The organism is Pseudomonas asplenii (assembly GCF_001293465.1).
GTDB lineage: Bacteria > Pseudomonadota > Gammaproteobacteria > Pseudomonadales > Pseudomonadaceae > Aquipseudomonas > Aquipseudomonas fuscovaginae_B.
Genome location: NZ_JSYZ01000015.1, coordinates 197,236 through 209,128, shown reverse-complemented (window position 1 = coordinate 209,128; position 11,893 = coordinate 197,236). Strand labels below are relative to the sequence as shown.

11 protein-coding genes are annotated in these 11,893 nt (G+C 64.9%); 5 read left to right on the top strand and 6 right to left on the bottom strand.

The window, feature by feature from the left end:
* Positions 1-99 precede the first annotated feature (99 nt).
* A complete protein-coding gene (gene gcvT / locus PF66_RS19685; RefSeq protein WP_054061164.1) occupies positions 100-1,182 on the top strand; it encodes a glycine cleavage system aminomethyltransferase GcvT in 1,083 nt (360 codons plus the stop codon).
* A gap of 59 nt (positions 1,183-1,241) precedes the next feature.
* Entirely contained in the window at positions 1,242-1,625 is a 384-nt protein-coding gene (gene gcvH, locus PF66_RS19680; RefSeq protein WP_054061165.1) for a glycine cleavage system protein GcvH, read from the top strand.
* A 134-nt stretch (positions 1,626-1,759) separates the two neighbouring features.
* On the opposite strand, the gene PF66_RS19675 is transcribed toward gcvH, so the two are convergent.
* The gene (locus PF66_RS19675) at positions 1,760-2,899 is read right to left on the bottom strand and encodes a DegT/DnrJ/EryC1/StrS family aminotransferase (protein WP_054063592.1); all 1,140 of its coding nucleotides are present in this window, start codon (positions 2,897-2,899) and stop codon (positions 1,760-1,762) included.
* Positions 2,900-3,143: 244 nt separating this feature from the next.
* Here PF66_RS19675 and gcvP point away from each other — a divergent pair, with 244 nt between their 5' ends.
* Positions 3,144-6,017, top strand: a complete 2,874-nt coding sequence (gcvP, locus tag PF66_RS19670; protein ID WP_054063591.1) for an aminomethyl-transferring glycine dehydrogenase — start codon at positions 3,144-3,146, stop codon at positions 6,015-6,017.
* A 71-nt stretch (positions 6,018-6,088) separates the two neighbouring features.
* Here gcvP and PF66_RS19665 read toward each other — a convergent pair whose 3' ends face one another.
* The 3 genes from PF66_RS19665 to PF66_RS19655 form a co-directional block, all read right to left on the bottom strand.
* Positions 6,089-6,406: a DUF2388 domain-containing protein gene (locus PF66_RS19665; RefSeq protein WP_054061175.1), complete on the bottom strand. Its 318-nt coding sequence runs from the start codon at positions 6,404-6,406 to the stop codon at positions 6,089-6,091.
* Between the two features lie 68 nt (positions 6,407-6,474).
* Positions 6,475-6,924, bottom strand: coding sequence for an NfeD family protein (locus PF66_RS19660; protein ID WP_054061168.1), 450 nt, complete (start codon positions 6,922-6,924; stop codon positions 6,475-6,477).
* Between the two features lie 10 nt (positions 6,925-6,934).
* Complete coding sequence (locus PF66_RS19655) at positions 6,935-7,855, bottom strand: SPFH domain-containing protein (RefSeq protein ID WP_054061169.1); 921 nt, start codon at positions 7,853-7,855, stop codon at positions 6,935-6,937.
* A 156-nt stretch (positions 7,856-8,011) separates the two neighbouring features.
* Here PF66_RS19655 and PF66_RS19650 point away from each other — a divergent pair, with 156 nt between their 5' ends.
* On the top strand, positions 8,012-9,040 hold the full coding sequence (locus PF66_RS19650) for a hypothetical protein (RefSeq protein ID WP_054063590.1): 1,029 nt from the start codon (positions 8,012-8,014) through the stop codon (positions 9,038-9,040).
* Positions 9,041-9,052: 12 nt separating this feature from the next.
* Here the strand turns inward: PF66_RS19650 and PF66_RS19645 are convergent, their stop codons facing one another.
* Together PF66_RS19645 and PF66_RS19640 are read right to left on the bottom strand one after the other, a co-directional pair.
* Positions 9,053-10,834 (bottom strand): GspE/PulE family protein, encoded by a 1,782-nt coding sequence (locus PF66_RS19645; RefSeq protein ID WP_054061171.1) that lies wholly within the window; start codon positions 10,832-10,834, stop codon positions 9,053-9,055.
* 122 nt (positions 10,835-10,956) lie between these two features.
* On the bottom strand, positions 10,957-11,289 hold the full coding sequence (locus tag PF66_RS19640; protein ID WP_054061172.1) for a hypothetical protein: 333 nt from the start codon (positions 11,287-11,289) through the stop codon (positions 10,957-10,959).
* 127 nt (positions 11,290-11,416) lie between these two features.
* Here PF66_RS19640 and PF66_RS19635 point away from each other — a divergent pair, with 127 nt between their 5' ends.
* Positions 11,417-11,890, top strand: coding sequence for an Lrp/AsnC family transcriptional regulator (locus PF66_RS19635; protein WP_054063589.1), 474 nt, complete (start codon positions 11,417-11,419; stop codon positions 11,888-11,890).
* Positions 11,891-11,893 lie beyond the last annotated feature (3 nt).

The following is an 11,893-nucleotide window of genomic DNA, read 5'->3' as shown; positions in this document are numbered from 1 at the left end:
AGACCGGGTTCCGGAATACGGCTCAAGGCCCCATTCATAAAGGGCTGAAGCCAGTCCGGCGCCTGTCCGCACCTTCGCCACGCCCGGAAGGAGAAACCCATGGGACAGCGCACGCCTCTGTATGACCTGCACCTCGCCCTCGGCGCGAAGATGGTCGATTTTGGCGGTTGGGATATGCCTCTGCACTACGGCTCGCAAGTCGAGGAGCACCACCAGGTGCGTCGCGACTGCGGGGTTTTCGATGTCTCGCACATGACGGTGATCGACGTCGCCGGCAGCCAGGCCAAGGCCTGGTTGCAGCACCTGCTGGCCAATGATGTCGAGCGACTCGACAGCCCGGGCCGCGCGCTCTACAGCGCCATGCTCACCGAGCAGGGCGGGGTGGTCGATGACATGATCGTCTACCGCACGGATGCCGGTTACCGGCTGGTGGTCAACGCGGCCACCCGTGACCAGGACCTGGCGTGGATGAACGCCAGGCTCACCGGCTTCGATGTCCAATTGCTGGAGCGTCCCGAGCTGGCGATGCTGGCGATCCAGGGCCCGCAGGCCCGGCACCGGATCAGCGAACTGGTGAGCCAGTCCCGCAGCCAGCTGATCCAGCAGCTCAAGCCCTTCGAAGGCCGCAGTGACGGCGACTGGTTCATTGCCCGCACCGGCTACACCGGCGAGGATGGCCTGGAAATCGTGCTGCCGGCGCAACAGGCCCCGGCGTTCTTCAACGACCTGGTCGGGGCCGGTATCTCGCCGATCGGCCTCGGTGCCCGCGATACCCTGCGCCTTGAGGCCGGGATGAACCTCTACGGCCAGGACATCGACCTGAATGTCTCGCCGTTGGCCTCCAACATGGCCTGGACCATCGCCTGGGAACCGGCGGGGCGCGACTTCATCGGCCGCGCTGCCCTCGAGGCCGAAAAGGCGGCCGGGCCAAGCCTCAAACTGGTCGGTCTGGTGCTGGAGGAGCGCGGTGTCTTGCGTGCGCACCAGGTGGTTCGTATCGCCGACGTTGGCGAAGGAGAGATCACCAGTGGTAGTTTCTCTCCTACGCTTAGCAAGTCGATTGCTCTGGCGCGTGTTCCCGCAGCTACGGCCGACCGCGCTGAAGTTGAAATTCGCGGCAAATGGTACCCGGTTCGCGTGGTAAAGCCGACGTTCGTGCGTCATGGCAAAACCCTGGTCTGATCTTATCCGGCGAGCCTGTGCCGCAGGCCGCTGACACTTTTTCTCGAGGACTCTTGAATATGAGCGTTATCCCTAGCGATCTGCGTTATGCCCAAAGCCACGAATGGGCCCGCCTGGAAGCCGATGGTACGGTGACCGTCGGTATCAGCGACCACGCTCAGGAGGCGTTGGGGGATGTGGTGTTCGTCGAGTTGACCGAAGTCGGCAAGACCTTCGCGGCAGGTGATGCGGCGGGTGTGGTGGAGTCGGTGAAGGCCGCTTCCGATATCTATGCACCGGTGTCCGGTGAAGTGATCGCGGTGAACGAGGAACTGGCCGATTCGCCGGAGCTGCTCAACGAAGAACCCTACGAGTCGTGGATCTTCAAGCTCAAGCCGAGCGACAAGTCCGAGCTGGACAAGCTGCTGGATGCCGCTGGCTACAAGGCCTCCATCGGCGAGTAAATCGGGCGCAAGGCCCTGGGGCCCTATTCGCGGGCAAGCCACGCTCCTACAGTTTTGAGTCGTCCGTAACTTTGTGTACGACCGACAACCTGTAGGAGCGTGGCTTGCCCGCGAATAGGGCAGGCGCCTCGGTCTCAGCGCGACAGCGCCGCCTTGACCGCCGCCACCGAGCGCTCGACATCGGCCTGGGTGATCACGTTGAACATCGGCAACGAAACGATCAGGCGCCCGACCCGCTCGGCGATCGGGAACATGCCTTCCTTGAAGCCGCGGGCGCGGTACAGGCTCAGCAGGTGGATCGCCGGGTAGTGGTAGCCGATGCCGATGCCCTGCTGCTTCATGTCCTCCATGAAGGTATCCCGTGCCGGACGACCGTCCTGGCGCTCAGGCAGCACCAGCTGGAACATGTGCCAGTTGCTGTGGGTGAAGTCCTTCACCGGCAGTTGTGCGCCGTACTTCTCCTCGAAATCGCTGCCGAAGCACTCGAAGTAGTACTCGGCCATCGCCCGGCGATGGGCGGTGATGGCGTCGACCTGGGCGAACTGCCCCAGACCGATGGCCGCGGCGACGTCGGTCATGTTGAACTTGCCACCGAGCACGTCCACGTCCAGCCCGTCATGACCGCTGCGGGTCACGCCCTGCAGGCGATATTTCTCCGCCAGGCGTGCTTCCTCGGCATTGTTCAGCACCAGGCAGCCGCCCTCGGAGGAGGTGATGTTCTTGTTCGCCTGGAAGCTGAACGAGACGAAGTCGCCGAGGGCGCCGATCTTCTGGCCTTTCCACTCCGAACCCAGGGCCTGGGCGGCGTCTTCGACGATGCGCAGGTTGTGCTTCTTCGCAATGGCGTAGAGGCGGTCCATGTCCACCGGCAGGCCGGACAGGTACACCGGGATGATCGCCCGGGTGCGTGGGGTGATGGCGGCCTCGAGCTTGTCCAGGTCGATGTTGCGGGTCACCGGGTCGATGTCGGCGAATACCGGGGTGGCACCGACCTCGATGATCACGTTGGCGGTGGCGACCCAGGAAATCGGCGTGGTGATGACTTCGTCACCCGGGCCGATGCCGGCGATCCGCAGGGCGATTTCCATGGTGCAGGTGCCGGAGTTGAAGGTCCGCACCGGACGCCCGCCGAAGTATTCCGACAACTGGGCTTCGAAGGCCGCCACCTTGGGACCGCTGGTGATCCAGCCGGAACGCAGGACGTCGGCGACCGAGGCAATGGTCGCTTCGTCGATGGTGGGTTTGGCGAAAGGCAGGAAAGGAAGTTGGCTCATGGGGTCGTGACGTCCGATGTTTAGAGGCCGGGAAATGTTCCACAGGCGGTAAAGAGTAGACAGCAATGCCGCGATGCCATCGATCATACTGATTTGATGTGAAATTTCGGTGCTTTTTGCTGTCCTGACGCTGAACGGATGCTTCGCGGCGGTCGGGGTGACGGGCTGCTATGCTGCTTGCACAGTGTTCGAAACGCGGTGCTCGCCCGTGTTGCCCAGCGCGCGCCGCCAGGAGAGAGCCCTAATGTCCCAGTTGCCGTCCCTGCGCCAGTTGCGAGACTCCCAGGCCTTTTTGCGCCGTCACCTGGGGCCCGATGCCAGCGAGCAGCAGGCGATGCTCGCCGCCCTCGGAGTGGCGAGCCGTGTCGAGCTGATCGAGCAGACGGTACCGCCGGCGATCCGCCTGAACCGCGAGCTGGAGCTGCCGGCGGCCCTCGACGAGCAGGCGGCGTTGAGCCGGCTGCGTGGCTACGCCGAGCAGAACCAGCTCTGGACCAGCCTGATCGGCATGGGCTACCACGGCACCCTGACGCCGACGGTGATCCTGCGCAACGTGCTGGAAAATCCCGGCTGGTACACCGCCTACACCCCCTATCAACCGGAAATCGCCCAGGGGCGGCTGGAAGCCCTGCTCAACTTCCAGCAGATGACCATCGACCTGACCGGCCTGGAGCTGGCCAACGCCTCGCTGCTCGACGAGGCCACTGCGGCAGCCGAGGCCATGGCCCTGGCACGGCGGGTGGCGAAGTCGAAAAGTAACCTGTTCTTCGTCGACGAGCACTGTCATCCACAGACCCTTTCCGTGGTGCGCACCCGTGCCGAGGGCTTCGGTTTCGAATTGCTCGTCGGCCCTGTGGATAACTTGAGCCAACACAAGGTGTTCGGCGCATTGCTGCAGTACCCGGATACCCATGGCGAGGTTCGCGACCTGCGGCCGTTGATCGAGCAACTGCATGCCCAGCAGGCGCTGGCCTGCGTGGCCGCCGACCTGTTGAGCCTGCTGCTGCTGACGCCCCCCGGCGAACTGGGTGCCGACGTGGTGTTCGGCTCGTCCCAGCGCTTCGGTGTGCCGATGGGCTATGGCGGGCCGCATGCGGCGTATTTCGCCACCCGCGACGAATACAAGCGGGCGATTCCCGGGCGCATCATCGGCGTCTCCCGGGATGCCCGCGGCAACCTGGCTCTGCGCATGGCGCTGCAAACCCGCGAGCAGCATATCCGCCGGGAGAAGGCCAATTCGAACATCTGCACGGCCCAGGTGCTGCTGGCCAACATCGCCGGTTTCTACGCGCTCTACCATGGCCCCGAGGGCCTGCGGCGCATCGCCCAGCGGGTTCATCGACTGACCTGCATCCTCGCCAGCGGCCTTGAGCGCAAGGGCATTGCTCGGCTCAACCGGCACTTCTTCGACACCCTGACTCTCGATGTCGGCGGCAGCCAGACGGCGATTCTCGAAAGCGCCCGGGCGGCGCGGATCAACCTGCGGATTCTCGGGCGCGGCCAGTTGGGCCTGAGTCTCGACGAAACCTCTGACGAAACCACGGTGGCGCGGCTGCTGGATATCTTCCTCGGGTTCGATCACGGGCTGGACGTCGCCGAACTGGACGCCGAGAGCCTCGATGCCGGTATCCCGGCGGAACTGCAGCGGACTTCCACGTACCTGACGCACCCGGTGTTCAACAGCCATCACAGCGAAACCGAGATGCTGCGCTACCTCAAGCAGCTGGAGAACAAGGACCTGGCCCTCAACCAGTCGATGATCCCGCTGGGCTCCTGCACCATGAAGCTCAATGCCAGCAGCGAGATGATCCCCATCACCTGGCCGGAATTCGCCAACCTGCACCCGTTCGCCCCCCGTGAACAGGCGGCGGGCTATACCGCGATGATCGCCGAGCTGGAGCGTTGGCTTTGCGCGATCACCGGCTTCGATGCGATCTGCATGCAGCCCAATTCCGGGGCCCAGGGCGAATACGCCGGGCTGCTGGCGATCCGCAAGTACCATGAAAGCCGCAAGCAGGGCGCGCGCAACATCTGCCTGATTCCGGCCTCGGCCCACGGCACCAACCCGGCCTCGGCGCAGATGGCCGGCATGCAGGTGGTGATCGTCGAATGCGACGATGCGGGCAACGTCGAGCTGGAAGACCTCAAGGCCAAGGCCCGGGAAGCCGGCGACAGGCTGTCCTGCCTGATGGCGACCTATCCCTCGACCCATGGCGTCTACGAGGAGGGCATCCGCGATATCTGTGAAGTTATCCACAACCATGGCGGCCAGGTGTACATGGACGGCGCCAACCTCAATGCCCAGGTCGGCCTGGCGCGTCCGGCGGATATCGGCGCCGACGTGTCGCACATGAACCTGCACAAGACCTTCTGCATCCCCCACGGCGGCGGTGGTCCGGGCATGGGGCCGATCGGCGTGCGTGCGCACCTGGCGCCGTTCGTCGCCAACCATCCGGTGGTGCCCATCGACGGCCCGCTGCCGCAGAACGGCGCGGTCAGCGCCGCGCCCTGGGGCAGTGCGAGCATCCTGCCGATCAGCTGGATGTACATCGCGATGATGGGGCCACAACTGGCCGACGCCAGCGAGGTGGCGATCCTGGCCGCGAACTACCTGGCGCAACAGCTCGGTGGGGCGTTCCCGGTGCTCTACAGCGGGCGCAATGGCCGGGTCGCCCACGAGTGCATCCTCGATCTGCGTCCCCTCAAGGCACAGACCGGCATCAGCGAGGAGGACGTGGCCAAGCGGTTGATGGACTACGGTTTCCACGCGCCGACCATGTCGTTCCCGGTGCCGGGGACGCTGATGGTCGAGCCGACCGAGAGCGAGTCGAAAGCCGAGCTGGACCGCTTCGTCGAAGCCATGCTGAGCATTCGCGCGGAAATTGCCGAGGTGCAGAGCGGCAACTGGTCCGCCGAGGACAACCCGCTCAAGCGGGCGCCGCACACCCTGGCGGATATCACCGAGGGCTGGGAACGTCCCTACAGCATCGCCCAGGCGGTCGTGCCGACGGCGCACACCCGGGCCCACAAGTACTGGCCGACGGTGAACCGGGTGGACAACGTCTACGGCGACCGCAACCTGTTCTGCGCCTGTGTACCGCTGGACGACTATCGCTGAGCGCATCGCATGATGAAAAACGCCGACTGATCGTCGGCGTTTTTCATCGATTCAAGCTGCAAACCTGGCGATCACTCTTCGGCCAGGGCGTTCTTGGCCAGGATCGCATTGGCCAGCTCCATGTCGCTGGCCTTCAGGTCCGGGTTATCGGCCCGCACTTTCTGCATGGCGGCTTCCAGGTAGGGTCCACGGATCGCGCCATCGCTGGCGACGAAGCTGCCGGCGTCATCCTGGGCGGCGACGATCAGCTTGTGGTCCTTGAAGGTCAGGTAGGTCGAACCGGTGGTTGCGCCGGACGAAATGACGTTGCGCCAGAAGCCGTCGGCCATGGCCGAACCAATCGGGAGGGACAGCAACGCCAGGGTGGCGACAGCATATTTGAGACGCATGATGGTGACTCCGCTTGGGGTGATATGCAGCATTGGATTGTGCTCACCGAGACGGAGTTCCATTGCCCTCATTCAACTGTTTCGACCTGCAGGACGGTGCCGTGCTGCGCGATCACCCGGACCCGTGCGCCCACCTCGGCATCCGGGCCGGTGACCAGCCACACACCGTCGCCGACCTTGATCTTGCCGCGCCCGCCGCTGATCGGCGAATGCACCACGAAGACCCGGCCGATCAGCTCATGGCCGCGTTCGTTGAGCCCCGGCTGGTCGCTGACGATGTTGGCGGCGCGCTGGCGCTTCCACCAGAACACCGCGGTCAACACCGACAGCAGGCCGAACAGCAGGAACTGCAGGGTCCATGGCAGGCCGGGGATGACGAAGGTCAGCACACCGACCACTGCGGCGGCGATGCCGACCCACAGCAGGTAGCCGCCGGTGCCGAACACCTCGAGGATCAGCAGCAGGGTGCCGAGGGCCAGCCAGTCCCAGAAGGACAGATGTTGCAGGAATTCCCACATGGCCGTTGCCTCAGGTCTTCTTGCCGTCGAAGGTGGCCTTGACGATTTCGCCGATGCCGCCGACCGCGCCGATGACCTGGCTGGCCTCCAGTGGCATGAGGATCACCTTGCTGTTGTTGGCCGAGGCCAGCCGGCCCAGGGTTTCGACGTACTTTTGCGCGACGAAGTAGTTCACCGCCTGGACGTTGCCGTTGGCGATCGCCTCGGACACCACCTGGGTGGCGCGGGCTTCCGCCTCGGCCTGCCGCTCGCGGGCCTCGGATTCGAGGAAGGCGGCCTGGCGGTTACCCTCGGCCTCGAGGATCTGCGCCTGCTTCTTGCCCTCGGCGGTGAGGATCGCCGAGGCGCGCAGGCCTTCGGCTTCGAGGATCTGCGCACGCTTGACCCGCTCGGCCTTCATCTGCCCGGACATCGCCGCCATCAGGTCGGCGGGCGGGCTGATGTCCTTGATCTCGATCCGGGTGATCTTGATGCCCCACGGCGCGGTGGCTTCATCGACGGTGCGCAGCAGGCGCTCGTTGATGGTGTCGCGCTGGCCGAGCATGGCATCGAGCTCCATGGAGCCGAGCACGGTGCGGATGTTGGTCTGCAACAGGTTGCGGATGGCATGTTCGAGGTTGTTCACCTCGTACGCGGCCTGGGCGGTGTTGACCACCTGGAAGAAGCACACGGCGTCGATCTGCACCGTGGCGTTGTCGGAGGTGATGACTTCCTGCGGCGGGATGTCCAGCACGCTTTCCATCACGTTGATCTTGCGCCCGATGCGGTCCATGACCGGGACGATGATGTTCAGGCCCGGCTTGAGGGTGGTGGTGTAGCGGCCGAAGCGCTCCACCGTCCATTGGTAGCCCTGGGGTACGACCTTGAAGCCCATGAAGACGATGGCGATGGCCAGGCCGACGAAGAGCAGAAGTACGCTGCCGATTTGCATGACGATTCCCTGTTCAAGTGATTACCGAGATACCGATAATGAGCTGATTGTAGCGACTCTGGCCCAGGAATAAGTGTGTCATTTGTGTTCAAGCCTGTAGGACGCAGCCCGTGCTAAGGTGCGGGTCATCGACTCTGCCGCGAGCACCCGATTGCGATGATCTTCGGTCCCGATCCGTCCGCCATCCTGTTCATTTTCCTGCTGGCCGCGCTGGCCGTGGTCAGCACGATCGGACTGCTGTGGGTGCTGGTGGCCCTGCTGTTCGCGCGTACGCGCCGTCACCTGCGGCGCAATCCCTGGCGCTACGGCTGCCTGATCGTGCCGGGACTGATCTTCGCCGGGCTGGGCGGGGCGATGTTGCGGGAGTTCCAGCGCCTGGACGCGGCGTCCGAGGCCGAGCGCCAGGCGCTGAATCCGCGGTTGCAGGCCGAGCTGCGCCTGGGCGAGCTGAGCTTCCCGGCGGGCAGCCAGGCGCATCTGGGCACCCTCGACCCCGAGGACTGGCAGGGGAAACCGCAGGCGCACGGTCTGGACAGCCTGAAGTCGATCGAACTGGCAGCGCCCATCGAGATCCGGGGGATGCCGGTGTCGGCGATCGACTTCTCGCCGGGCTACAGCGATTCCAGCGTGCGCCTGGAACACGACCAGGTCATACAGGATTGGCCCTGTGCCGCAGGCACCTGGGCGAGTTTCCGGCGCGAGGCGCAGGACACGTACCGGCCGAGCCGCTGGCGTTTCAAGGAGTGCGCCCTGGTCCCCGGCGTGGGCGTGGCCGGCGTGACCTGGCCAGCGGGCACTGTGCTGCATGGCGACCGGGAGGGCTGGATGCTGCGCGCCGAAGACGCCGACAACCTCGACATCGCCCTCGATGGCCTGCACCTGTCCTCGCTGCGCATGTACCTCGACAGTCAACGGCGCACCGAGAGGTGGGATGGGCAACTGGCCCGTTCCACCACCCTGGGCGAGTGGCTTTATCCACAGGGTACGCGGGTGCGCGGCGACGAACGCGGCGCCTGGCTGTTCAGCCCGACCGGCGAGCAGGACGCGATCAACCGGCGCACCGGCGAGCAGATCGCCGAAGGACATTCGATTCTCCAGCGGCGCGGCGATGCCGCCCCGGTGAGCATCAAGCCCAACAGCGAGGTCGGGGTGATCGACTGGTTCGTCCTCACCCCGGCGAAATGAAGTGTTGCCCGCTCAACGTTGCTCGCTCTGGGGAGTGACCCGCAGCACCTCCTCGATGGTGGTCAGCCCCGCCGCGACCTTCTGTGCGCCGGACAGGCGCAGGCTGCGCATGCCTTCCTTGAACGCCTGGCGGCGCACCGCCAGCAGGTCGGTGTCGGCATGGATCAGCGCCTTGACGCTGTCGCTGAGCAGCATGATCTCGTAGACCCCGGCGCGGCCGCGGTAGCCGGTGTCGCGACATTCCAGGCAGCCGACCGCCTGTTGCGCGCCGCTGGGCAGGGGCGCCTGCCAGGGGCGGGTGAGGGTCTGCCAATCCTCCTCCGACAGCTCGTGCGGGGCCTTGCAGTGCGGACACAGGGTGCGTACCAGGCGCTGGGCCATGACCCCGAGCACGGTGGCCTTGATCAGGTAGTGCGGCACGCCCAGTTCGAGCAGGCGGCTGATCGCGCTCGGCGCGTCGTTGGTGTGCAGGGTCGACAGCACCAGGTGGCCGGTCAGGGCGGCCTGGATCGCCATCTCGGCGGTTTCCAGGTCGCGGATCTCGCCGATCATGATGATGTCCGGGTCCTGGCGCATCAGCGCGCGCACGCCGCTGGCGAAGGTCAGGTCGATATTGTGCTGGACCTGCATCTGGTTGAAGGCCGGCTCGACCATCTCGATCGGGTCCTCGATGGTGCAGAGGTTGACCTCCGAGGTCGCCAGTTTCTTCAGGGTGGTGTACAGCGTGGTGGTCTTGCCCGAGCCGGTGGGGCCGGTGACCAGGATGATGCCGTTGGGCTGGCGGGTCATGTCCTGCCAGCGGCGCAGGTCATCGGCGCAGAAGCCGAGCTGGTCGAAGTCCTTGAGCAATACCTCCGGGTCGAAGATCCGCATCACCATCTTCTCGCCGAACGCGGTCGGCAGGGTCGACAGGCGCAGCTCGACCTCGCCGCCGTCGGGGGTCTTGGTCTTGACCCGGCCGTCCTGTGGCTTGCGCTTTTCCGCGACGTTCATCCGGCCCAGGCTCTTGAGCCGGCTGACGATCGCCATGGTCACCTGGGGCGGGAACTGGTAGACGTTGTGCAGCACGCCGTCGATGCGAAAGCGCACGGTGCCCTGCTCGCGGCGCGGCTCGATGTGGATATCGCTGGCGCGCTGCTGGAAGGCGTACTGGAACAGCCAGTCGACGATGTTGACGATGTGCGCGTCGTTGGCGTCCGGCTCCTGGTCGCTGGCGCCGAGGTTCAGCAGCTGTTCGAAGTTGCCCAGGTTGTGGCCTTTCTGGTCGACCGTGCTGGCGCCGCTGACCGACTTGGCCAGGCGGAAGAACTCCACGGTATAGCGCTGGATATCCACCGGGTTGGCCACCACCCGTCGGATCGGCAGCTTGAGCACATGGCTCAGGTCGGCTTCCCAGCTGCGCACATGGGGCTGGGCGCTGGCCACGGTCACGCCGTCGTGATCGACCGCCACGGCCAGGATCTTATGGCGCTGGGCGAACGCATAGGACATCAGCGGCATGATCGCGGCGACGTCGATCTTCAGCGGGTCGATGCGCAGGTAGGGTTGGCCGGCCTGTTGGGCCAGCCACAGGGTCAGGTTTTCCAGGTCCAGCGGCTTGCCGGGGCGGCTCAGGTCGGGCAGGTGCTGGCTGGCGATGAACTCCAGGGGATGCAACTGGCTGTTCTGCGAGTTGCGCCGGGTGGTCATGGCGTGTTCGGCCGAGTCCTGGCTGATGAATCCCTGGCTGACCAGGTCGCGTAGCAGTTCGTTGAGGTCCAGCCAGTGATCCTGGTTGAGAGAGGCGACGGGCATGCGGGCTCCTGTTCGGGCGGTCAGTAGTCCCTGTCTGACCGTGAGAAAGCAAGAATAGTCGCGAGGTTGCCCGAAGTCTGCGCCGAGACCGGAACGAGGCGTGCGATTTTTTCTCCGTCGGCTCAGCCCGCCGCCTGCAGCCGCGTTGGCTGGGCCTGCGCCGCCGGCTGCAGGTGCACGGCAAACACGCTGATGAGGTTGCGCATCTTTTCGCCGATCACTTCGGCACGGTGCCAGCTCAGGCCATCCAGCTCCAGCTCGATCAGAAACACGCCATCGTCCTGGCGGGCCTGCACCTGCAGGGGCGTGAGCAACTGCAGGGCGAACAGGTTGAGCAGGCGGCAGAGCAGGTCCGGTTCGGCCTCGGCCCGGACCTGGTACTGCACCCGGCAGTGCTCGTTGTGCGGGGACCAGGTATCGGGGCGTGAAGGCGTCAGGGGGTCGCGGCTGTACATGGTCTATTTCCTCGATCGGCTGGAGAAAGTTTTACATGTCGAGCTGGGTATTTCTTATCTATCATGGGCGAATTTCGCACCATGGCGACTTGTATTATTCACTGATAAGGCGATTCGAGGTTTTTCTATGCAGAGTGAGCTTGATGCGTACGATCGGCGGATCCTGGCGTTGCTGCAGGAGGATGCCTCGCTGTCCAGTGCGCAGATCGCCGAGCAGGTGGGCTTGTCCCAGTCGCCCTGCTGGCGGCGGATCCAGCGGCTCAAGGATGAAGGGGTGATCCGCAGCCAGGTGACCCTGCTCGATCGGAAAAAGATCGGCCTCAACACGCAGATTTTCGCCGAGGTGAAACTCAATGCCCACGGTCGCTCCAACTTCGCCGAATTCACCGAGGCGATCCGCGGTTTTCCCGAAGTGCTTGAGTGCTACGTGCTGATGGGCGCGGTGGACTTCCTGCTGCGCATCGTCACGGCCGATATCGAGGCCTACGAGCGGTTCTTCTTCGAGAAGCTGTCGCTGGTCCCGGGTATCCAGGAGGTCAACTCCATCGTCGCGCTGTCCGAGATCAAGTCCACCACCAGCCTGCCGGTGTTGCGTCCCTGAGGG

What these genes read in the sequence shown, in the direction of transcription:
- PF66_RS19655 (WP_054061169.1), bottom strand. Translation starts at nt 7,855, where the DNA reads ATGCAAATCGGCAGCGTACTTCTGCTCTTCGTCGGCCTGGCCATCGCC.
- PF66_RS19675 (WP_054063592.1), bottom strand. Translation starts at nt 2,899, where the DNA reads ATGAGCCAACTTCCTTTCCTGCCTTTCGCCAAACCCACCATCGACGAA.
- gcvH (WP_054061165.1), top strand. Translation starts at nt 1,242, where the DNA reads ATGAGCGTTATCCCTAGCGATCTGCGTTATGCCCAAAGCCACGAATGG.
- gcvT (WP_054061164.1), top strand. Translation starts at nt 100, where the DNA reads ATGGGACAGCGCACGCCTCTGTATGACCTGCACCTCGCCCTCGGCGCG.
- gcvP (WP_054063591.1), top strand. Translation starts at nt 3,144, where the DNA reads ATGTCCCAGTTGCCGTCCCTGCGCCAGTTGCGAGACTCCCAGGCCTTT.
- PF66_RS19665 (WP_054061175.1), bottom strand. Translation starts at nt 6,406, where the DNA reads ATGCGTCTCAAATATGCTGTCGCCACCCTGGCGTTGCTGTCCCTCCCG.
- PF66_RS19660 (WP_054061168.1), bottom strand. Translation starts at nt 6,924, where the DNA reads ATGTGGGAATTCCTGCAACATCTGTCCTTCTGGGACTGGCTGGCCCTC.
- PF66_RS19635 (WP_054063589.1), top strand. Translation starts at nt 11,417, where the DNA reads ATGCAGAGTGAGCTTGATGCGTACGATCGGCGGATCCTGGCGTTGCTG.
- PF66_RS19650 (WP_054063590.1), top strand. Translation starts at nt 8,012, where the DNA reads ATGATCTTCGGTCCCGATCCGTCCGCCATCCTGTTCATTTTCCTGCTG.
- PF66_RS19645 (WP_054061171.1), bottom strand. Translation starts at nt 10,834, where the DNA reads ATGCCCGTCGCCTCTCTCAACCAGGATCACTGGCTGGACCTCAACGAA.
- PF66_RS19640 (WP_054061172.1), bottom strand. Translation starts at nt 11,289, where the DNA reads ATGTACAGCCGCGACCCCCTGACGCCTTCACGCCCCGATACCTGGTCC.